General features: G+C 71.0%; 19 protein-coding genes. 6 read left to right on the top strand and 13 right to left on the bottom strand.

Features of this window, described 5'->3' with window-relative positions:
• The first annotated feature begins 560 nt into the window (after nt 1–560).
• Nucleotides 561–1,556 (top strand): tryptophan--tRNA ligase, encoded by a 996-nt coding sequence (gene trpS, locus ACWDA7_RS37415; RefSeq protein ID WP_450610494.1) that lies wholly within the window; start codon nt 561–563, stop codon nt 1,554–1,556.
• Nucleotides 1,557–1,600: 44 nt separating this feature from the next.
• On the opposite strand, the gene proC is transcribed toward trpS, so the two are convergent.
• From proC to ACWDA7_RS37380, 7 genes are all read right to left on the bottom strand, one after another.
• Complete coding sequence (gene proC / locus ACWDA7_RS37410; protein WP_450610492.1) at nt 1,601–2,410, bottom strand: pyrroline-5-carboxylate reductase; 810 nt, start codon at nt 2,408–2,410, stop codon at nt 1,601–1,603.
• A gap of 120 nt (nt 2,411–2,530) precedes the next feature.
• Complete coding sequence (locus ACWDA7_RS37405; RefSeq protein ID WP_450610490.1) at nt 2,531–3,304, bottom strand: ABC transporter permease; 774 nt, start codon at nt 3,302–3,304, stop codon at nt 2,531–2,533.
• Nucleotides 3,301–4,137, bottom strand: a complete 837-nt coding sequence (locus ACWDA7_RS37400; protein ID WP_450610488.1) for an ABC transporter ATP-binding protein — start codon at nt 4,135–4,137, stop codon at nt 3,301–3,303. Before ACWDA7_RS37400 ends, ACWDA7_RS37405 begins: the two co-directional genes overlap by 4 nt.
• A gap of 62 nt (nt 4,138–4,199) precedes the next feature.
• Nucleotides 4,200–4,976, bottom strand: coding sequence for a class I SAM-dependent methyltransferase (locus ACWDA7_RS37395; RefSeq protein WP_450610486.1), 777 nt, complete (start codon nt 4,974–4,976; stop codon nt 4,200–4,202).
• 135 nt (nt 4,977–5,111) lie between these two features.
• Complete coding sequence (locus tag ACWDA7_RS37390) at nt 5,112–5,603, bottom strand: EamA/RhaT family transporter (RefSeq protein ID WP_450610484.1); 492 nt, start codon at nt 5,601–5,603, stop codon at nt 5,112–5,114.
• A gap of 45 nt (nt 5,604–5,648) precedes the next feature.
• The gene (locus ACWDA7_RS37385; RefSeq protein ID WP_450610496.1) at nt 5,649–5,939 is read right to left on the bottom strand and encodes an SH3 domain-containing protein; all 291 of its coding nucleotides are present in this window, start codon (nt 5,937–5,939) and stop codon (nt 5,649–5,651) included.
• 79 nt (nt 5,940–6,018) lie between these two features.
• On the bottom strand, nt 6,019–6,336 hold the full coding sequence (locus ACWDA7_RS37380; RefSeq protein WP_450610482.1) for an SH3 domain-containing protein: 318 nt from the start codon (nt 6,334–6,336) through the stop codon (nt 6,019–6,021).
• Between the two features lie 177 nt (nt 6,337–6,513).
• On the opposite strand from ACWDA7_RS37380, the gene ACWDA7_RS37375 reads away from it, so the two are divergent.
• Nucleotides 6,514–8,604, top strand: coding sequence for a serine/threonine-protein kinase (locus ACWDA7_RS37375; RefSeq protein WP_450610480.1), 2,091 nt, complete (start codon nt 6,514–6,516; stop codon nt 8,602–8,604).
• Nucleotides 8,605–8,655: 51 nt separating this feature from the next.
• On the opposite strand, the gene ilvD is transcribed toward ACWDA7_RS37375, so the two are convergent.
• The 4 genes from ilvD to ACWDA7_RS37355 all read right to left on the bottom strand — a co-directional run bounded on the left by ilvD (nt 8,656) and on the right by ACWDA7_RS37355 (nt 13,268).
• Nucleotides 8,656–10,509, bottom strand: coding sequence for a dihydroxy-acid dehydratase (gene ilvD / locus ACWDA7_RS37370; RefSeq protein ID WP_450610478.1), 1,854 nt, complete (start codon nt 10,507–10,509; stop codon nt 8,656–8,658).
• Nucleotides 10,510–10,655: 146 nt separating this feature from the next.
• Complete coding sequence (locus ACWDA7_RS37365; protein WP_450610476.1) at nt 10,656–11,285, bottom strand: TetR/AcrR family transcriptional regulator; 630 nt, start codon at nt 11,283–11,285, stop codon at nt 10,656–10,658.
• 16 nt (nt 11,286–11,301) lie between these two features.
• Entirely contained in the window at nt 11,302–12,126 is an 825-nt protein-coding gene (locus ACWDA7_RS37360) for a sugar phosphate isomerase/epimerase family protein (RefSeq protein ID WP_450610474.1), read from the bottom strand.
• Between the two features lie 215 nt (nt 12,127–12,341).
• Nucleotides 12,342–13,268, bottom strand: coding sequence for a Ppx/GppA phosphatase family protein (locus ACWDA7_RS37355; RefSeq protein ID WP_450610472.1), 927 nt, complete (start codon nt 13,266–13,268; stop codon nt 12,342–12,344).
• A 71-nt stretch (nt 13,269–13,339) separates the two neighbouring features.
• On the opposite strand from ACWDA7_RS37355, the gene ACWDA7_RS37350 reads away from it, so the two are divergent.
• Nucleotides 13,340–14,191, top strand: coding sequence for a hypothetical protein (locus tag ACWDA7_RS37350; protein ID WP_450610470.1), 852 nt, complete (start codon nt 13,340–13,342; stop codon nt 14,189–14,191).
• 136 nt (nt 14,192–14,327) lie between these two features.
• Here ACWDA7_RS37350 and ACWDA7_RS37345 read toward each other — a convergent pair whose 3' ends face one another.
• Nucleotides 14,328–16,061 carry a BACON domain-containing protein gene (locus tag ACWDA7_RS37345; RefSeq protein WP_450610468.1) on the bottom strand — a complete coding sequence of 578 codons (1,734 nt, stop codon included), beginning with the start codon at nt 16,059–16,061 and terminating at the stop codon, nt 14,328–14,330.
• A 244-nt stretch (nt 16,062–16,305) separates the two neighbouring features.
• On the opposite strand from ACWDA7_RS37345, the gene radA reads away from it, so the two are divergent.
• The 3 genes from radA (at nt 16,306) to ACWDA7_RS37330 (ending at nt 19,348) form a co-directional block, all read left to right on the top strand.
• The gene (radA, locus tag ACWDA7_RS37340; RefSeq protein WP_450610466.1) at nt 16,306–17,715 is read left to right on the top strand and encodes a DNA repair protein RadA; all 1,410 of its coding nucleotides are present in this window, start codon (nt 16,306–16,308) and stop codon (nt 17,713–17,715) included.
• An 81-nt stretch (nt 17,716–17,796) separates the two neighbouring features.
• The gene (gene disA / locus ACWDA7_RS37335) at nt 17,797–18,921 is read left to right on the top strand and encodes a DNA integrity scanning diadenylate cyclase DisA (protein WP_359394842.1); all 1,125 of its coding nucleotides are present in this window, start codon (nt 17,797–17,799) and stop codon (nt 18,919–18,921) included.
• A 67-nt stretch (nt 18,922–18,988) separates the two neighbouring features.
• Nucleotides 18,989–19,348, top strand: coding sequence for a DUF6204 family protein (locus ACWDA7_RS37330; protein ID WP_450610464.1), 360 nt, complete (start codon nt 18,989–18,991; stop codon nt 19,346–19,348).
• 5 nt (nt 19,349–19,353) lie between these two features.
• On the opposite strand, the gene ACWDA7_RS37325 is transcribed toward ACWDA7_RS37330, so the two are convergent.
• Complete coding sequence (locus ACWDA7_RS37325; protein WP_450610463.1) at nt 19,354–20,160, bottom strand: hypothetical protein; 807 nt, start codon at nt 20,158–20,160, stop codon at nt 19,354–19,356.
• Nucleotides 20,161–20,454 lie beyond the last annotated feature (294 nt).

The following is a 20,454-nucleotide window of genomic DNA, read 5'->3' as shown; positions in this document are numbered from 1 at the left end:
ACGGACGCTTCCTTCGTACTCACCCTCTCGGGCTTTCCTCCGGGCGCTTCCCTTCGGTGTTTCCGACTCTATCAGATCTTTTTCTCGATCCGATTCCCGGCCGGAGCGGGTTGTCTTCCCGGCCGTTGGGCCGTTCCGACGAGTGAGACTTTAGCGGATTCCTGCCGTCCGAGCTAATCGGGGGCTGCGTCCTCGCAAAAGCTCGAACGCGGATTCCTCATTCCGAAAATACGCGCACCTATACACACGGCAAAGCAGCGCCGAGTATCGGTGGGTACCTGCGGAATGGCTGTCCGGGGACCGACCGTGGTCGGCGCTCACGTCGGACAACCCGGAGAACACTACGCATCGGGCAGGGGCGTGTCAACTTCCTCCCGCAGGGCCGGAGGAGGCGTACTCTCTTCTCATGACTTCGCGTACGTGCAACCAGCAGTGGTGGGCCGCCTGACGGCGGCCGACTCACGTATGCGTACAACGGCCGCCGTCCCGGCGGCCGTTCTTGTATCTCCCTCCGGAGGGGCGGCCGGCCGGACAGGCGGCCCTGACCCAGAGGTGGAGAGATGACGCGGGTATTCAGCGGGATCAAGCCGACCGGGCACCTGACGCTGGGGAACTATCTCGGAGCCATGCGGCGGTGGGCCGAGGTGGACCAGCACCAGGCCGACGCGCTGTTCTGCGTGGTCGACCTGCACGCCCTGACCGTGGACCACGATCCGGCGCGGGTACGCAGGCTCACGCGGCAGGCGGCGACGCTGCTGCTGGCCGCGGGGCTCGATCCGGAGCTGTGCACGGTGTTCGTACAGAGTCATGTGGACGCCCACACCCGGCTCTCGTATGTGCTCGAGTGCGTCGCCACGGACGGCGAGATGCGGCGGATGATCCAGTACAAGGAGAAGGCCGCCCGTGAGCACGAGCGAGGCGGGAGCGTGCGGCTGTCGCTGCTGACGTATCCGGTGCTGATGGCGGCGGACATCCTGGCGTACGGGACCGACGAGGTGCCCGTGGGGGACGACCAGACGCAGCACGTGGAATTGAGCCGGGATCTGGCGGTGCGGTTCAACCAGCGGTACGGGCATACGTTCGTGGTGCCCCGAGCGACCCATCCCGAGGTCGCGACCCGGGTCATGAACCTTCAGGAACCGACGTCGAAGATGGGGAAGTCCGACGACTCCGGGCCGGGCATCGTCTATCTGCTCGACGAGCCGGACGTGGTACGGAAGAAGGTCATGCGGGCCGTGACCGACAGCGGGTCGGGCGTCGTCTACGACCGGGAGGCGCGGCCGGGTGTGTCGAACCTGCTGGAGATCCTGGCCGCGTGCGAGGGGCGGAGCCCCAAGGAACTGAGCGGTGCCTATGACACCTACGGCGCCCTGAAGAAGGACACCGCGGAGGCCGTCGTCGAACTGCTGCGGCCGGTTCAGGAGCGGCACCGGGCGTTGTGCGCGGATCCCGGTCAGGTGGACGAGGTGCTGCGGGCCGGAGCGGAGCGGGCCAGAGGGATGGCCGCTCCTCGGGTGGACGCGGCGTACCGCGCGATCGGTCTGCTGCCCGCCTGAAGGTCCCGTGCCCACCGCCGGACGCCCGGCGGTGGGCACGAAGGTCAGTTGTTGCCGGACGCCAGTTCGCGGCTACGGTCACGGGCGGCTTCCAGTGCGGCGATGAGCGCGGCACGCACCCCGTGGTTCTCCAGTTCCCGGATCGCGTTGATGGTCGTACCCGCGGGCGAGGTGACGTTCTCGCGGAGCTTCACCGGGTGCTCGCCACTGTCGCGGAGCATCACCGCAGCGCCGATCGCGGACTGGACGATCAGTTCATGGGCCTTGTCGCGGGGCAGTCCGAGCAGGATGCCGGCGTCGGTCATGGCCTCGACCAGGTAGAAGAAGTACGCCGGGCCGGAGCCGGAGAGGGCGGTACAGGCGTCCTGCTGCGACTCGGGGACGCGCAGCGTCTTGCCGACGGCGCCGAAGATCTCCTCCGTGTGGGCGAGGTGGGCCTCGGTGGCGTGGCTGCCGGCGGAGATGACGGACATGGCCTCGTCGACCAGGGCGGGGGTGTTCGTCATGACGCGGACGACCGGGGTGCCGGCGGCGAGCCGGGCCTCGAAGAACGAGGTGGGAATGCCGGCGGCGCCACTGATGACCAGGCGGTCGGCCGGGATGTGGGAGGCGAGCTCGTCGAGCAGCGTGCCCATGTCCTGAGGCTTGACCGTGAGGATGAGCGTGTCCGCGGTCTTCGCTGCCTCGGCATTGGTGACCGGGGTGACGCCGTGACGGGTGCGGAGTTCCTCGGCCCGTTCCCGGCGGCGGGCGGTGACCAGGAGATCGGCGGGAGCCCAGCCGGCCCGGATCATTCCGCTGAGCAGGGCTTCGCCGATCTTTCCGGTGCCGAGGACTGCGACTTTCTGGCTCATGGTGCGGGTGCCCTCCGGAGGGTTTGCGTCGTCCGGAATCATCCTCGCACCGGGGGTGCGTGCGGGGGGTTCGTTGTCCGGTGGGCGGGACGGGCCTTTTCGCTGCGGCTCGCGACCGCGTCAGGCCGTCCTGCGTCGTAGCGTCGCCGCCCCCAGCCCCAGGACCAGGAGGGCGCAGCCCGCCACGACCAGTGCGTCCCGTACGAACGTCGCCGTCATGTCCGTGTGCTTGAGGACCTCGTTCATGCCGTCCACCGCGTACGACATGGGAAGGACGTCGGAGATGGCCTCCAGGACCGGGTGCATGTCGGAGCGAGGGGTGAACAGTCCGCAGAGGAGGAGCTGGGGGAAGATCACCGCGGGCATGAACTGGACCGCCTGGAACTCCGAGGCCGCGAAGGCCGAGACGAACAGACCGAGCGCCGTGCCGAGCAGGGCGTCGAGGAGGGCCACCAGAAGCAGCAGCCAGGGGGAGCCGGTGACGTCGAGGCCCAGGAACCACACCGCGAGACCGGTCGCGAGGGCCGACTGGATGATCGCCAGAATGCCGAAGGCGAGGGCGTAGCCGGCGATCAGGTCGCCCTTGCCGAGCGGCATCGCGAGGAGGCGCTCCAGGGTGCCGGAGGTGCGTTCGCGCAGGGTCGCGATCGACGTCACCAGGAACATCGTGATCAGCGGGAAGATGCCGAGCAGCGAGGCGCCGATCGAGTCGAACGTGCGCGGGCTGCCGTCGAAGACGTAGCGCAGCAGGAGCAGCATCACGCACGGGATGACGATCATCAGCGCGATCGTGCGTGGGTCGTGGCGGAGTTGGCGCAGGACGCGTACGGCCGTCGCCGTGGTGCGGGAGAGGGTCAGAGGGCTCGTGGTGGCGCGCGGGGTCGTCGTGGTCATCGGACCGTCTCCTCAGCGGTGTTCTTCGATTCTCCGGCCCTGTTCCCGGCCGCTGCCTCGTCCACCAGGTGCAGGAAGGCCTCCTCGACCGTCTCCGCGCCCGTACGGGTGCGCAGGGCCTCGGGTGTGTCCTCGGCGAGGATCTCGCCCTCGCGCATCAGCAGGAGGCGGTGGCAGCGCTCGGCCTCGTCCATGACATGGGACGAGACGAGGAGCGTGGCGCCGCGGTCCGCCGCGATGGTGTGGAAGAGGGCCCAGAGGTCGCGGCGCAGAACGGGGTCGAGGCCGACCGTCGGTTCGTCCAGGACCAGGAGTTCGGGGGTGCCGATCAGGGCGACCGCGAGGGAGACGCGGCTGCGCTGGCCGCCGGACAGGTTGCCGGCGAGGGCGTCGGCGTGCGTGGTGAGGTCGACGTCGGCTATGGCCCGGGTGACGTCCTCGTGGCGGCGGTCGGCGGCGGCGCGGCCGGGGTCGAGGATCGCGGCGAAGTACTCGAGGTTCTGGCGGATCGTGAGGTCGTCGTAGACGGAGGGCGCCTGGGTGACGTAGCCGATGCGGGAGCGCAGGGAGGCGTCGCCGGCGGGGCGCCCGAGGACTTCGAGGGTGCCGCTCACCTTGGCCTGGGTGCCGACGATCGCGCGCATGAGGGTCGACTTGCCGCACCCGGAGGGACCGAGCAGTCCGGTGATGCGGCCGCGGGGGACGGTGAAGTCGAGGCCCCGCAGGACCGTGCGGGGGCCGCGTACGGCGGTGAGGTCTGCGGCTCGGATGGCGGGGGCGGCGGGCCCCTGCTCCGGGAGGTCGGGCGGATGCGACCGACTGATATTCATCATGTGATGAATATGGCGCGCGGCGGACCGGCCGTCAAGCCGGTGGGGCCAGGCCGCCATGCCGCCTACGGTCGCGTCGCCACGATCAACTCGACGTCGTAGACCTCCTCGACCAGGCCGTTCGGGAAGGCCTCGAGGAGGTGCTGTCGCTCCTCGGCGAGGAAGGCGCGCGCATCCTCCTCATCGAGGACGAGGAAGATCGAGTGGCTGCCGACGTTGGCGAGGTGGGTGTCCACGGAGACCGTGCGGCTCCAGCGGACGACTCGGTGGCTGTGGGCCGGGACGTCGGGTGCGCCTGCGAAGGCCAATTCGGTACGGGTGCCGCCCGCGCCGGACTTGGATGCGTGCTCGGCGCCGAAGTGCCGCTTGATGCGGTCGGCCTGTGCGGCGATCCACGGAACGTCCTGCGCGTCCATGTTCCACCACAGCGCGAGGGCGCCGCCGGGGCGCAGCACCCGCAGTGCTTCCGGAACCGAACGGGCGGGGTCGGTCCAGTGCCAGGCCTGGGCGTAGGTGAGGAAGTCGGTGGACGCGGTGGCGAGAGGCAGGGCGTTGCCGTCGCCGCGGAGGACGGGGATGCCGGGGACGCTGCGGCGGAACTGGGCCGCCATGCCCTCGCCGGGCTCCACCGCGAGGACATGGGCCCCGCGGGACTTGAGAAGGGCGGTGGCGATGCCGGTGCCGGCGCCGATGTCCGCCACGCGGGCGCCGGCGAGCGGGCGGGCCGCGAGGTCTTCCAGGGCGTCGAAGAGGGCGGGCGGGTAGGACGGGCGGTTCGCGGCGTACTGGGCCGCGGCGGCGTTGAAGGAGTGGGCGCGGGTGGAGCGGAACGACGCGTTCATACGCCCATGGTGGCGGGGGCCGGACGCCGGGGGACAGCGGGTTTGCCGGGCCGAGGGACGGTGGGGGCCGGTGAGACCGGGGAAGGGAGCCGGTCCCGGCCTACGGCCGGCCGGCGGTGCCGCGGGGCCGCCCGGTCAGGGGCGGCGTTTGCGGGCCGGGTTGCCCGAACGCCGGGTCGTGCGCTTCTCGTAGGCGGCGCGGGCCTCTTCGTAGTCCTCGCGGTGGAGCTTCTCACCGGGGGCCTCGCGCAGCGAGCGGAAGAAGTACGCGAGCAGTGAGCCGACGAAGCCGATCGCCAGAAGGCCGCGGAGCGATGCCTGCCGCTCCGGGTCGGGGCGCTTGGTGAAGCTCCCCCAGGTGTGGTTGAAGGCCATCGCGCTGCACACCGCGAACATCACCACGACCAGCAGGGTCACCCCCTTGCCGACGTTGGCGACCTCCAGGCCCTGGTAGGCGAAGCGCAGCACCAGGCAGGAGACGGCGGCGGCCGCGAGCGAACCGACGGCCACGCCGACGCGGCGTCCCGCGTATCCGCCGTCGTGGTCCACCCACGTCGTGCCGAAGAAGCGGAGGGGTTCGGGGCGGGGACCCGTGGGGGTGTCCGGAGTGCCGTTCGCGTCGCTCACGGGTCGATTATCACTCCGGAGGGCCGGGGGTCCCCGCCGCCGCCGTCATGCGCAGCGTGACGTGACGTAACCGTCACTGCCTGTGTTCACATAAGCGTCAGAGACGAACTCGCCGTCATCGATGTTGTCCCAGATGTTCGACGTGCCGTAGGGGCCTGTGACCGTCGTACCCGGTGTCTGGCAGAAGATCGCGACCTTGGCGCCCGCGGGCAGGACCCCGACGACGCTGTAGCCGGTGCCGGGCCCGCTGCGGATGTTCAGCTGAACTCCGGGCGCCACCGAGTAGTAGCGCAGGGCCGCCGAGGCGGAGGCACTCGTGGACGAGCCCAGCATCATGAGCAGGGCTCCTGCGGCGGAACCGGCCACGAGAACGGATCTGCGTATCCGGGATGTCATGACGTCCTCTCGTAGAAGATCAGGCACATCGAGCGGCGACATAGCCGTCGCTGCCCGTGTTCACGTATGCGTCCGAGACGTACTCGCCGTTGCCGACGTTGTCCCAGATGTTGCTCGTGCCGTAGGGACCCGTGACCGTCGTACCCGGTGTCTGACAGAAGATCGCGACCTTGGCACCCTCGGGCAGGACCCGGACGATGCTGTAGCCGGTGCCGGGCCCGCTGCGGACATTCAGCCGAACGCCCGGCGCCACGGAGTAGGAGCGCAGCGCCGCGGCCGTCGCGACGGCTTCTGCCCGGTCTTCGCCCTCTACTTCTTCGACGCGGTCAACAGACATGGAAAACCTCCCCCGTTGGCCCCATGAGTGTCATGGGGACCCGTTGATTCCCTCCAGTCACGTACTGAAACGCACTTCGGCGACTGGCACGAGGAGGCTGGCAAGCCGCCTCGGTCTCGTAAGTTTCATCGACTAGGCTCCCAAATCGCGCGCGGACGAACAGCACGGGGGTGGTCCATGGCGCCACAGCAGAACACCGGAGGGGGCGCGGAAGCGGAACGTCCCGAGTACGCCGGCCAGTACCGGCTGGAGTCATGCCTGGGCTCGGGCGGCATGGGTGTCGTACATCTGGCCAGGAGCGCCTCGGGGCTGAAGCTCGCGGTAAAGGTCGTGCACGCCGAGTTCGCCAAGGATCCCGAGTTCAGGGGCCGTTTCCGGCAGGAGGTGGCCGCCGCCCGGAGGGTGAGCGGTGCCTTCACCGCGCCCGTGGTCGACGCCGACCCGGAGGCCGAACGGCCCTGGATGGCCACTCTGTTCATTCCCGGTCCGACCCTGTCCGACCAGGTGAAGCAGAACGGGCCCATGACACCGTCCCAGTTGCGCCGGATGATGGCCGGTCTGGCGGAGGCGCTGCGCGACATCCACCGCGTCGGGGTCGTGCACCGGGACCTGAAGCCGAGCAACGTCCTGCTCGCCGAGGACGGGCCGAAGGTCATCGACTTCGGTATCTCCCGGCCGAAGGACAGCGAACTGCGGACTGAGACCGGGAAGTTGATCGGAACACCGCCCTTCATGGCGCCCGAGCAGTTCCGGCGTCCGAGAGAGGTCGGGCCGGCCGCCGACATCTTCGCCCTCGGGTCCGTGATGGTGCACGCGGCGACCGGGCGCGGACCGTTCGACTCGGACAGCCCGTACGTCGTCGCCTACCAGGTGGTGCACGACGAGCCCGACCTGGCCGGGGTGCCGGAGGATCTCGTGCCGCTGGTGCTGCGCTGCCTCGCCAAGGAGCCCGACGACCGGCCCACGCCTGACGAACTGATGCGCGAGCTGCGGTCGGTGGCGGCGTCGTACGACACCCAGGCGTTCATACCGGGACAGCGGACCGTCGATCTTCCGAAGCCGCAACCCGGCGTCGAGAAGCCGGAACGACGGCCTCTGCTGCTCCGCAATCGAGTGGCAGCAGCGGTCGGCGCGCTCGGCCTGCTGGCAGCCAGCACATTCGCCGCAGCTCACATGTTCGATGACGGCAGTCCCTCGGCGGCCCGCACGGGTCCTCAGACGACTGTGGACGAGTTCACGTCCTGGGAGGCGAAGCCCGTCTCCGGCAAAGCGGCGGCACCCGAGTGTTCCTATGGAGAAAGGAAACTGCTCTGCGTGCAGGGCGGTGTGGTCTTCGCCCTCTCCCCCTCCGACGGCGCCCTGCTGTGGCGGCGCTCCGTCAGCAAGGCGGGCAGAAGCGGACCTCCAGTCCTTTCGGGTGGACTCGTACACCTGTCGACGGGAGGCGACCGGCACACGGAGGCACTGGACCCCGACTCGGGACGGACCCGCTGGAAGCGGGACATGCCTACGCAGAGCGGAGTGCTGTACGTCGGCGGCAGGCTTCTGCTCAGCCGGGCCGACGGAACGATCACCGGCGTGGACAGCGCGTCCGGCAACACCAAGTGGACCCAGCGGATCCAGGGCTACACCATGCCCTCTCTCACCTCGGTCGCCGGGGACCCGTTGGCCTACGCCACCAGCACCTCCGACGACGGCTCGCGCACACAGGTCACCGCGCTGGACCCCCAGTCGGGAGCCGTGCGCTGGCAGGCACGGCTGGACGGAATCCTGCAGCCGGTCGGGTCCCGCGACGGATCGGTCTTCTTCCTGTCCATTGGCACGGTCTACGGCGACACGGAGGCTGTCGTCCGCTACACCCCGGACTCGAAGGTGTCACGCCGGCTGGCTCTGTCCGTCCGCCGTATGGACGTCCAGGCCACGATGCACGGAAACGTCGTGTACCTCCTGGCCTCCGGCGGGTCGCTGTCGGCCGTCGACATGGGCACCCGCAAGGAGCTGTGGAATCTGGAGACGAACGTGAACCGGGGATCGGCTCCGGTCGCGGACAGCGACCATGTGTACCTGAGCTCGGCCGACGGGCGGCTGCTCGCCGTTGGCGTTCACGACGGAAGGCTCCTCGGGCAGACCCCTCCGCGGCTCGGCGCGAACTCGGGAAAGGTCGCGGGCGCCCTCACCCAGCCCCTCCTCCTCAACGGCCACGTCTACGCCTCCGCCCCCGACGGCACCGTCTTCGCCGTGGACGGGCGCCACCCGTCGAGTTGGTGACAGGCGAAAGGGCCGCCCCCGCAGGGACGGCCCAGTGCTGTCGGCGGAGCCTCAGCCCAGCTTGCTGACGTCGCGCACCGCGCCCTTGTCCGCGCTCGTCGCCATCGCGGCGTAGGCGCGCAGGGCCGCCGAGACCTTGCGGTCACGGTTGGCCGGGGCGTACACGCCGTTCAGTGCCTCGCGGCGGGCGGCCAGTTCCTCGTCGGAGACCAGGAGCTCGATCGTGCGGTCCGGGATGTCGATCCGGATCCGGTCGCCGTCCTTGACCAGCGCGATGGTGCCGCCCGAGGCCGCCTCCGGGGACGCGTGGCCGATGGACAGGCCCGACGTGCCGCCGGAGAAGCGGCCGTCCGTGACCAGGGCGCAGCTCTTCCCGAGTCCCCGGCCCTTGAGGTACGAGGTCGGGTAGAGCATCTCCTGCATGCCGGGGCCGCCCTTGGGACCCTCGTACCGGATGACGACGACGTCGCCCTCCTTGATCTCCTGGGTCAGGATCTTCTGGACGGCCTCCTCCTGCGACTCGCAGACGACCGCGGGCCCCTCGAACGTCCAGATGGACGCGTCGACACCCGCCGTCTTCACCACGCAGCCGTCCACGGCCAGGTTGCCCTTGAGGACGGCCAGACCGCCGTCCTTGGAGTACGCGTGCTCGGCGGAGCGGATGCACCCGCTCTCCGCGTCCTCGTCCAGCGACGCCCAGCGCTCGGACTGGGAGAAGGCCTCGGCCGAGCGCACACAGCCCGGGGCCGCGTGCCACAGCTCCACGGCCTCCTGCGAGGGCGAGCCGCCGCGCACGTCCCAGGTCTTGAGCCAGTCGGCCAGGGACGGGCTGTGGACGGCGTGGACGTCCTCGTTCAGCAAGCCCGCGCGGTGCAGTTCGCCGAGGAGGGCCGGGATGCCGCCGGCGCGGTGCACGTCCTCCATGTAGTACGTGCGGTCCTTGGCGACGTTCGGGGCGACCTTCGCCAGGCACGGGACGCGGCGCGACACCTGGTCGATCTCCGTCAGCCCGAAGGGGACGCCCGCCTCCTGGGCTGCCGCCAGCAGGTGCAGGATCGTGTTGGTGGAGCCGCCCATCGCGATGTCGAGTGCCATCGCGTTCTCGAAGGCCGGGAAGGTGGCGATGGAGCGGGGCAGGACCGTCTCGTCGTCCTGCTCGTAGTAACGGCGGGTGAGATCCATGACCGTGCGGGCCGCGTCCTCGTACAGCGCACGGCGGGCCGTGTGGGTGGCCAGCACCGAGCCGTTGCCGGGGAGGGAGAGGCCGATCGCCTCGGTCAGGCAGTTCATCGAGTTGGCCGTGAACATGCCGGAACAGGAGCCGCAGGTCGGGCAGGCGTTCTCCTCGATGCGGAGGATGTCCTCGTCCGAGATCTTGTCGTTCACGGCGTCGGAGATCGCGTCGACCAGGTCGAGCGTGCGGACCGTGCCGTCGACCAGGGTGGCGCGGCCGGACTCCATCGGGCCGCCGGAGACGAAGACCGTCGGGATGTTCAGGCGCAGGGCGGCCATCAGCATGCCCGGGGTGATCTTGTCGCAGTTGGAGATGCAGACCAGGGCGTCGGCGCAGTGCGCCTCGACCATGTACTCCACGCTGTCCGCGATCAGGTCGCGGGAGGGCAGGCTGTAGAGCATGCCGCCGTGCCCCATCGCGATGCCGTCGTCGACGGCGATCGTGTTGAACTCGCGGGGGATGCCGCCCGCCTCCGTGATCGCCTCGCTGACGATCCGGCCGACCGGCTGGAGGTGGGTGTGTCCCGGCACGAACTCCGTGAAGGAGTTGGCGACGGCGATGATCGGCTTCCGTCCGATGTCCGCACCGGGTACACCTGAGGCACGCATGAGGGCGCGGGCGCCCGCCATGTTGCGGCCGTGGGTGACTGTGCGGGACCTCAGCTCGGGCATCGTCGCTCGCTCCTTCGGAGAGTCATGACTTCCCTCGAGCCTACGCCGGTGCTCCAAGGACCGGACACAACTGTCCGGATCCCGGGACGCGCGTCTCGGTCGAACCGGCCCGCCCGGCCCTTCGCCCGCGGCGCACCAGGCCCCCTTCAGGGGTTCGTCAGGTGCCCCTGCACCACGGGGGCCAGCCGCGCCACGAGCTGTTCCAGGTCCGCCGAGGCCAGCGGCTCCACCTTGACCACGTAGCGCAGCATCGCCACCCCGACCAGCTGGGCGGCTGCCAGCTCGGCGCGCAGCTCGGGCTCCGGCATGTCCAGCTGGCCGGCGACGCGGCGCAGCAGCTGCGTGGCCACCAGGCGGCGGAAGACGGCGGCCGCGGACTCGTTGTTCACGGCGGACCGGAGGATCGCCAGCAGCGGCGTACGGGTCGTGGGGTTCTCCCAGATGCCGAGGACGAACCGGGTCAGGCGCTCGCCGACGCCCTCCTCGGGCCCCTGGGCGATCGCATCCGGCGCGCTCATCGCGGGGGCGAAGGCCACCTCGATGGCGGCCTCGAAGACCTGTTCCTTGGTGCCGAAGTAGTGGTGCACGAGCGCGGAGTCCACACCGGCGGCCTTGGCGATGCCGCGCACCGACGTCTTCTCGTAGCCACGCTCGGAGAACTCCTCGCGGGCCGCCTCCAGGATGCTGTCGCGGGTGGCGGGGGCCGCCGCCGTCTCCGTGCGGCTGGGCCGTCCCCGGCCGCGACGGACGGGACCCATTCCGGTCGCCCTGGTCATGGGCACAGCATCTCACTCACCGGCGGGACACCTTCACGGCCGACGCGAGGTGCAGCCGGGTGAAGGCGAGGGCCTCCGCGAGGTCGGCCTCGCGCTCGGCACCCGACATGGCGCGGCGGGTGTTGACCTCGATGACGACGTACCCGTCGAAGCCGGTGAGCGCGAGCCGCTCGAGCACCTCGGCGCAGGGCTGGACGCCACGGCCGGGGACGAGGTGCTCGTCCTTGTTGGAGCCGTTGCCGTCGGCTAGATGGACGTGGCCGAGGCGGTCGCCCATGCGGTCGAGCATCTGCAGGGCGTCCGTACGGGCCGTCGCGGTGTGGCTGAGATCTATCGTGAAATGACGGTAGTCATGCCGCGTGACGTCCCAGTCGGGTGCGTACGCGAGCATCTCGCGGTCCCGGTAGCGCCACGGGTACATGTTCTCGACGGCGAACCGCACATCCGTCTCGTCCGCCATGCGCCATACGCCGTCGACGAAGTCGCGGGCGTACTGACGCTGCCACCGGAAGGGCGGGTGGACCACGACGGTGCCGGCGCCGAGCTTCTCGGCGGCCGCGCGGGCCCGCTGCAGCTTGACCCAGGGATCGGTGGACCAGACGCGCTGGGTGATGAGCAGACAGGGGGCGTGGATGGCGAGAACGGGGACCCGGTGGTAGTCGCTGAGCCGGCGCAGCGCCTCGATGTCCTGGCTGACCGGATCGGTCCACACCATGACCTCGACCCCGTCGTAACCGAGGCGCGCTGCGATCTCGAAGGCCGTTGCCGTCGACTCCGGATAGACGGAGGCCGTCGACAGGGCGACCTTCGCATCCGGGATGCGCACCGCTGGTTCTGCCACGAAGGACAGGGTACGGGGCGCCGCATTGACATGGAGGGCGGGAAGCGGGGCGCGGGGTGTGGGAAGTGGCACAGCGGCCGGAAGTCGCCGCCGCGCAGCCGGGCCGGTGCCCGCTCCGCCCGGGCCCTCGCGGCACCCGTGGACCGGGCTGCCGCACGGCGCGGGCGAGGGGGATGGCGGGATCTCTTCCGCCGTCACCACTCGCCTGCGCGCACCTAGGGCATGTGGTCGAGGCGCCGCAGGATGACGCCCTCGCGCAGCGCCCACGGGCAGATCTCCAGGGTCTCCACCCTGAACAGGTCCATCGCGCCCTCCGCGACCAGCGCCCCGGCGAGGAGCTGGCCCGCACGGCCGTCGGAGACGCCCGGCAGAGTCGAGCGCTCCACGGCCGTCATCCCGGAGAGCCGCGGCACCCACGCCTCCAGGGACTGCCGCTTCAGATCGCGCTGCACATACAGCCCCTCCGCGGACCGCGCCGCCCCGGCGATGCGGGCGAGCTGCCTGAAGGTCTTGGACGTGGCGACCACGTGGTCGGGCGCCCCGAAACGGCTGAACTCGCCGACGGTGCGGGCGATCTGCGCGCGCACATGGCGGCGCAGCGCCTTCACGTCGGCCGGGTCCGGCGGATCGCCCGGCAGCCAGCCCGCGGTGAGCCGGCCGGCGCCGAGCGGCAGCGACACCGCGGCGTCGGGTTCCTCGTCGATGCCGTAGGCGATCTCCAGCGAGCCGCCGCCGATGTCCAGGACGAGCAGCTTGCCCGCCGACCAGCCGAACCAGCGGCGGGCCGCGAGGAAGGTCAGCCGTGCCTCCTCCGCGCCGGTCAGCACCTGGAGCTCGACGCCGGTGGCCTCCTTCACCCGGGCCAGGACGTCGTCCGCGTTGGTCGCCTCGCGCACCGCGGAGGTGGCGAACGGCAGCAGGTCCTCGACTCCCTTGTCCTCGGCCGCCTCGAGGGCGTCCCGTACGACGGCGATCAGCTTGTCGACCCCGTGGGCGCCGATGGCGCCGCTGCCGTCGAGGAGTTCGGCGAGCCGCAGCTCCGCCTTGTGCGAATGCGCGGGAAGCGGACGCGCGCCGGGGTGCGCATCCACCACCAGCAGATGCACCGTGTTCGAACCCACATCGAGGACACCGAGTCTCATGTACGGAACGCTACTGCCAGGACGACGGTGCTCAGTCCCGGATGAGGTCCGGGGCCACTTACCCTGGATGCGTGCCAAAGACGAAAAAGGCGAAGTCCGACAAATCCTCCAAGGGGTCGAAAGGCTCCTCGCAGGTGAAGGCGCCCGCGCCCAGGAAGGCCCCGAAGACGAGCGACGAGAAGGGGCTCGATTTCGCGCGCGCGTGGGTGGAGTTCCCGGATCCGGCCGACGACGAGCAGGTCTTCCGGTGCGATCTGACCTGGCTGACCTCGCGCTGGAGCTGCATCTTCGGAAGCGGCTGTCAGGGCATCCAGGCGGGCCGCGCGGACGACGGGTGCTGCACGCTGGGAGCGCACTTCTCGGACGAGGACGACGAGAAGCGGGTGGCCGGGCATGTGGCACGACTCACGCCGGAGATCTGGCAGAACCATGACGTGGGCATGGAGACCGGCTGGGTCGCGGAGGACGACGAGGGCTCCCGGCAGACCCGCCCCTACCAGGGCTCCTGCATCTTCCAGAACCGGCCCGGATTCCCGGGCGGCGCCGGCTGCTCGCTGCACATCCTGGCGCTGCGGGAGGGCCGCGAGCCGCTGGAGACCAAACCCGACGTCTGCTGGCAGCTGCCGATCCGGCGGACCTTCGACTGGATCGACCGGCCCGACGACACCCGGGTGCTGCAGGTGTCCATCGGTGAGTACGACCGCCGTGGCTGGGGGCCGGGCGGCCACGACTTGCACTGGTGGTGCACGTCGGCCACGTCGGCGCACGGCGCGGGCGAGCCGGTGTACGTCTCGTACCGGGCCGAGCTGACCGAGCTGATGGGCAAGGCGGGGTACGACCGCCTGGCGGAGCTGTGCGAGCAGCGCCTGGCCTCGCAGCTCCCGCTGGTGGCACCGCACCCCGCTGATCCGGCGCTCCCCTAGCCCGGCCCCCGCGCATCCGGCGCACTGTGGGCATCGGACCCCGCTGATCCGGCGGGCCGAGCTGCGGCTCGTCCCGCCCCTTCGCGTCCCGTTCGGCGCCGACCGTGGACCCGTGCCGGCCCGGATCGACGGGTGCCTACAGGGACGGGCTCGCGGTGGAGCTGTCGGTGAGCGTCGGGGTCGGCGACGGCGAGGCGGAGGGAGGCCCGCTCGTGGACGGCGGGTCGGTCGGGGTCGGATCGCTGGGTGTGGGGTCCGGGTCGGCCGAGGGCGAACCGCTCGGCGCGGGGTCGGACGGGCTGGACTGGTCAGGGGTGGGGTGCGGTTCGGTCGGGCGCACCGCCCCGTGCCCGTCGATGGTGACGACCGCGCCCGCGGGAGCCACCGCCACGCTCGCGTGCCAGGAGCCCGACGGTTCGCGGAGGTGGTCGACGTACACCCGCACCGTGAACGATTCTCCGGGTGCGAGCGTCCCCGAGGACTGGTTCATGTAGAGCCAGGAGGCTCGGGTGGACACCGACCAGGGGACCGGTCCGTCTCCCGACGCGGTGAGCGTGATGAGAGTCGTGGTGCCGTCGTTGCGGGCCACCACCCCCAGGTGTCCCGACCCCGGGTTCCCTGTCTTCACACCGATGACCTCGACGGAGACGTCCGGCGAGCGGCCGTCCTTGCCGAAGTGCCCGCCGGGCTTCGCACTGGCGTTGCCCGCGTTCTCGTAGCCGCCGGCGCCGTCGCCGAGCGCCTCGGAGCCGTGCGCCTCGCGTGCGGTGGCGCTGGGTCCCTCGGCGCTGTCGCCGGCCAGGGGGCCTCGGTAGGCGGCCCACAGGGCGAGGACCGGGGCCGCGATCACGGCGGCGACCACCGTCGTGGTGACGGCACGCGCGCGCAGACGGTCCCTGCGGGCTGCGTGGTCCTTCGGGTCCACCGGGAAACCCCGGCGGTCGAAGCGGGGGACGCCGCCGCGGGTGGGTGCGGCGTGCGCCATCGCGCTCTGCAGGGCCTTGCGGGGCACCTCGAGAACGGGGAGTTCGGCGGGAGTGACGCTGGTGCCGGGCCAGCTGCCGGGAACCGCGCGCTCCGCGGTACGGCGGCACCGGGGGCAGTCGTCGACGTGCCGGACGAGCTCGCGGCGCAGCGTGGCGCTCAGGACCAGCTGATGGTCGCCGGTGAGACGGGCGATGCTCGGGCACACGCCGGTCTCCACGACGGCGAGGGCGGCGCGGGTGCGCTCGACCTCACAGGCGGCGGAGGCGAGGAGCTCACGGGCGGCGGCGGGCTCCATGCCCAGCACCGCGGCGACCTCGGAGGCGGAGAGCTGGTGGCGCACCGCGAGCTCGAGCGCCTCGCGCTGCTCGGGGGTGGTGCCGGCGGCCTCCGGCCAGGCGAGCCGGGCGAGCTCCCGGCGGCGCTCCTCCTGGGTCTCCTCGGAGAGGGATAGGGCGGCGGCCGCTTCGGCGGCGCGCCGGTCGGCGGCTTCCTTGTGCGCGCGGGGGCCCCGGTCCCGCCCGGCGGCATGGCCGCCGGGTTGACGGCGGCGCCTGGCCTCGGCGAGCCGGCGCAGACAGGACCAGCGGGCGAGGGCGTACAGCCAGGCGCGGCGGCCGCCGGGGGCCTGCGAGCCGCGCGAGCCACGGCGCTCGGCGAGCACCAGGGCGTCCGCCAGGGCCGCGGTCGCCTCGTCGTGGTCGCACAGCACGGACAGGCAGTAGGTGAACAGACCGTCCAGGTAGGGGTCGTACCTCGCGGGCGGCTGCTGCGCCGTGGTGCTGAGGTGCGCGCCACGAGGCACCCTGCCCCGATTGCGCGCGTTCCTTCGCGCCGGGTGTGCGCCGCTGGCGTGTGGGGACGTCTCCGGCCTGCTGCTCATCACCTGTGCGACCGTAGGCGCCCATCCATGGCGCCTTCTGCCCCCTTGCGGACTTTTACTCCGTACGGGTGAAACGATCCCTCATAAGGGGGGCGGGAACGGCGCACTCCCTGGCCGACCCGACTGCGCCGTCGGCCGTGGCGGCGCAGGGACGGACGTGACGCGCGCGGCCCGCGCGCCCTCTGGGGCACTCCTCCTGCCCTGGGCGTGTGCCCCCGTGTCAGTGGGCCCCGCTACGGTTTCGTCCATGGCTGCCCGTACGAAGACCACCAAGGACCGGCCGTCCTACCGCTGCACCGAGTGCGGCTGGCAGACGGCCAAGTGGCTCGGCCGCTGCCCCGAGTGCCAGGCCTGGGGGACCATCGAGGAGTACGGCGCGCCCGCGGTGCGGACCACGACGCCGGGCCGGGTGACGAGCTCCGCCCTGCCCATCGGGCAGGTCGACGGACGCCAGGCCACCGCCCGCTCCACCGGCGTCGCCGAGCTGGACCGCGTCCTCGGCGGCGGGCTGGTCCCCGGCGCCGTGGTGCTGCTCGCCGGCGAACCCGGCGTCGGCAAGTCGACGCTCCTGCTGGACGTCGCGGCCAAGGCGGCGAGTGACGAGCACCGCACGCTGTATGTGACGGGCGAGGAGTCGGCGAGCCAGGTGCGGCTGCGCGCCGACCGCATCGGGGCCATCGACGATCATCTCTACCTCGCCGCGGAGACCGATCTCGCGGCCGTCCTGGGCCACTTGGACGCGGTCAAGCCCTCACTCCTCATCCTGGACTCCGTGCAGACCGTCGCCTCCCCCGAGATCGACGGTGCGCCCGGCGGCATGGCCCAGGTGCGGGAGGTCGCCGGGGCACTCATCCGCGCCTCCAAGGAGCGCGGCATGTCCACCCTCCTTGTGGGCCACGTCACCAAGGACGGCGCGATCGCGGGCCCGCGCCTGCTCGAGCACCTCGTGGACGTCGTTCTGCACTTCGAGGGCGACCGGCACGCGCGCCTGCGTCTCGTACGCGGGGTCAAGAACCGCTACGGCGCGACGGACGAGGTCGGCTGCTTCGAGCTGCACGACGAGGGCATCACGGGTCTCGCCGATCCGAGCGGCCTGTTCCTGACCCGCCGCGCCGAGCCGGTGCCCGGCACCTGCCTGACCGTGACCCTGGAGGGCCGCCGTCCCCTGGTGGCCGAGGTCCAGGCGCTCACCGTGGACTCGCAGATCCCCTCCCCTCGCCGCACCACCTCGGGGCTCGAGACCTCCCGGGTCTCGATGATGCTCGCCGTCCTGGAGCAGCGCGGCCGGATCAGCGCCCTGGGCAAACGGGACATCTACTCCGCGACCGTCGGCGGAGTGAAGCTTTCGGAGCCCGCTGCCGACCTGGCGGTCGCGCTGGCGCTGGCGAGCGCCGCGAGCGACACCCCGCTCCCGAAGAACCTGGTGGCGATCGGCGAAGTGGGGCTCGCGGGCGAGGTCAGAAGGGTCACGGGCGTTCAGCGCCGGCTGGCCGAGGCGCACCGTCTGGGCTTCACGCACGCGCTCGTACCGACCGACCCGGGCAAGGTCCCGTCCGGGATGAAGGTGCTGGAAGTGGCGGACATAGGGGACGCCCTGCGGGTCCTCCCACGCTCCCGTCGCCGAGAGGCCCCACGGGACGACGAGGACCGCCGGTAGACTTTGCCCTGGTCTTGCCCGTCCGTACGAACCGACTGTGCGACACGGGAGCGCCTAAGAACCTGCGACCGGAGGAGTGCAGTGGCAGCCAACGACCGGGCAGCAGCTCCCGGAAAGTACGGTGGGAGTTCCGGCGCCGATGGCCTGATGCGCGCCTCATTGAGCGCCGTGGCACCCGGCACGCCCCTGCGCGACGGCCTCGAGCGCGTCCTGCGCGGCAACACCGGCGGTCTCATCGTCCTCGGCTCCGACAAGACCGTCGAGACGATGTGCACGGGTGGTTTCGTCCTGGATGTCGAGTTCACGGCAACGCGGCTGCGTGAGCTCTGCAAGCTGGACGGCGCCCTCGTTCTCTCCTCGGACCTGTCGAAGATCCTGCGGGCCGGCGTGCAACTGGTCCCGGACCCCACGATCCCGACGGAGGAGACGGGCACACGCCACCGGACGGCGGACCGGGTGAGCAAGCAGGTCGGTTTCCCGGTGGTCTCCGTCTCGCAGTCGATGCGCCTGATCGCGCTGTACGTCGACGGACAGCGCCGGGTGCTGGAGGACTCCGCGGCGATCCTGTCCCGCGCCAACCAGGCCCTGGCCACCCTGGAGCGGTACAAGCTCCGCCTGGACGAGGTGGCGGGCACGCTCTCCGCGCTGGAGATCGAGGACCTGGTGACGGTCCGGGACGTCTCGGCGGTGTCCCAGCGACTCGAGATGGTCCGCCGCATTGCCACCGAAATCGCGGAATACGTGGTCGAACTGGGCACGGACGGTCGTCTGCTCGCCCTGCAGCTGGACGAGTTGATCGCGGGCGTGGAGCCCGAGCGGGAACTGGTGGTACGCGACTACGTGCCCGAGCCGACCGCGAAGCGCTCCCGCACGGTCGACGAGGCCCTGTCCGAACTGGATGCGCTGAGCCACCTCGAGCTCCTCGAACTTCCCACGGTGGCCCGCGCCTTGGGCTACACCGGCTCCCCTGAGAACCTCGACTCGGCGGTGTCCCCGCGCGGCTTCCGGCTGCTGGCGAAGGTTCCCCGGCTGCCCGGCGCCATCATCGACCGCCTGGTCGACCACTTCGGCGGTCTGCAGAAGCTGCTCGCGGCCAGCGTGGACGACCTCCAGACGGTGGACGGCGTCGGCGAGGCCCGGGCCCGCAGTGTGCGGGAAGGGCTGTCGCGCCTCGCGGAGTCCTCCATCCTCGAGCGCTACGTCTAGCCGTCGGCCGTACCGAGCGCGGAAAATCCCGTAGAGGGATGCCTCTCCTCGCGTCTACGTTCGAGGAATGAGCATCCGCACCTTCCGCATCACCGTCCGTGGCGTCTTCGACGGCCTCGACGACGGACAGCGCGCCGAACTATTGGCCCGGGCCGCGGAGCACGACGTGCTGCGCGCGGCCTTCACCCCGGAGGGCCATCTCAGCTACGACCTCGCCGCCCGCACCGCGTTCACCTTCCGCTTCCTGGACTCCGGTGAGGCCGAGGAGGACATCCTGGAGGCCACCGAACGCGCCGAGGAGGCCGCGAAGGCCTGGCTCGACGACCACGGCTACGGCTACAAGAACCTCCGCTCCAAGGCCGAGGACCTCTCCCAGGCGCCGCTCGGCAAGCGCCGGCGCCGGGCGATCGCGGAGTCGTCCTCCTGACCGGCTCAGTCCTGCGACAGCACGAACGACGTCTGGACCTTCGGGAAGCCGGGGGCCTGCGCCTCAACCAGGTAGGTTCCCGCCGACGCCGAACCGGCCGGAGGAGTCGCGCAGTTGGGCACGCTCTGCTTGCGGTCCCACTTCACCGTGTAAGTGGTCTGGCTGTTGGCCGGCACGCGGAACAGCAGGCTTCCGGAGCCGCTCGGGCAGTCGGACGAGGACCAGATGTCGTCGTCGCTGCCCGTCTGCGTGATCGTCAACACCGCGGTCCTGGGCCCGAGATCGACCTTGCAGTCGCCGCCGGACGAATTCTTGGCGGTCAGCTCGAATGTAGGCGTGTCTCCGGGGGCGTACGAGTTGTGCACGGACTTCAGCGTCAACGTCACCGCACCTGAAGTGCAGTTGGGCAGCGAGGACCCGGCACCGGCTGGCAACTGACCGCCGGAGGACCCGCCGTCGCCACCGCCGGAGGCCCCGCCGTCCGCGCCACCTGAGCCGCTGCCCGTGTCACCGGACCCGCCGGACCCCGACGATCCGGGCGAAGAGCCCGAACCGCCGCCGCTCGACCCGTCGCGCCCGCCCGGGTGTTGGCTGATCGCAGGCCCGGTGCCCGACGGGCCCGGAGTGATCGAGGAGGTGGGGTGCTTGCCGTTCGAGCCGTCGGCGCCGTTCTTCCCGCCACCGCCGCCGGTGGCGGTCACCACCCACGCGATCAGCAGCGCCAACAGGGCGACCATGGACAGCAGTACGGCCCTCCGTCGCCAGTAGATGGAGGAGGGAAGCGGCCCGACCGGATTGCGCAGAGATCCCACGGCGCAAACTGTACGAGAGAACTGCGCCGCACCTTGCCCCACCCGCCGCTCTGGGCCCCGTTTTTCCGGATCATCATCACAGATCGGGTGCCGTTCACGGGGGGGAGGACCTGCGGCGAGCACCGTGCGCCCCGTACGACAGATGGCGTTGACCCTTCGACGAGAGCCCGCGGCGCGAGCAGGACCCGCCCCGTGGCAAACCGTTCCTAGTCAGTGAGCAGGAGTGAGTCTTGTACCCAATCCTGGTCAACTGGCGCATCCCGAACGGTGGTGGATGCACTGGTCTCCCGCGTT

This window comes from Streptomyces sp. NPDC001156, from assembly GCF_053598275.1.
The sequence above is the reverse complement of the archived record's forward strand: the minus strand, read 5'-3'. Positions and strand labels throughout refer to the sequence as shown.

Bases quoted from the DNA above. Each gene is read 5' to 3' on its own strand.
- trpS (WP_450610494.1), top strand. From the start codon at position 561: ATGACGCGGGTATTCAGCGGGATCAAGCCGACCGGGCACCTGACGCTG.
- proC (WP_450610492.1), bottom strand. From the start codon at position 2,410: ATGAGCCAGAAAGTCGCAGTCCTCGGCACCGGAAAGATCGGCGAAGCC.
- ACWDA7_RS37405 (WP_450610490.1), bottom strand. From the start codon at position 3,304: ATGACCACGACGACCCCGCGCGCCACCACGAGCCCTCTGACCCTCTCC.
- ACWDA7_RS37400 (WP_450610488.1), bottom strand. From the start codon at position 4,137: ATGATGAATATCAGTCGGTCGCATCCGCCCGACCTCCCGGAGCAGGGG.
- ACWDA7_RS37395 (WP_450610486.1), bottom strand. From the start codon at position 4,976: ATGAACGCGTCGTTCCGCTCCACCCGCGCCCACTCCTTCAACGCCGCC.
- ACWDA7_RS37385 (WP_450610496.1), bottom strand. From the start codon at position 5,939: ATGATGCTGGGCTCGTCCACGAGTGCCTCCGCCTCGGCGGCCCTGCGC.
- ACWDA7_RS37380 (WP_450610482.1), bottom strand. From the start codon at position 6,336: ATGTCTGTTGACCGCGTCGAAGAAGTAGAGGGCGAAGACCGGGCAGAA.
- ACWDA7_RS37375 (WP_450610480.1), top strand. From the start codon at position 6,514: ATGGCGCCACAGCAGAACACCGGAGGGGGCGCGGAAGCGGAACGTCCC.
- ilvD (WP_450610478.1), bottom strand. From the start codon at position 10,509: ATGCCCGAGCTGAGGTCCCGCACAGTCACCCACGGCCGCAACATGGCG.
- ACWDA7_RS37365 (WP_450610476.1), bottom strand. From the start codon at position 11,285: ATGACCAGGGCGACCGGAATGGGTCCCGTCCGTCGCGGCCGGGGACGG.
- ACWDA7_RS37355 (WP_450610472.1), bottom strand. From the start codon at position 13,268: ATGAGACTCGGTGTCCTCGATGTGGGTTCGAACACGGTGCATCTGCTG.
- radA (WP_450610466.1), top strand. From the start codon at position 16,306: ATGGCTGCCCGTACGAAGACCACCAAGGACCGGCCGTCCTACCGCTGC.
- ACWDA7_RS37330 (WP_450610464.1), top strand. From the start codon at position 18,989: ATGAGCATCCGCACCTTCCGCATCACCGTCCGTGGCGTCTTCGACGGC.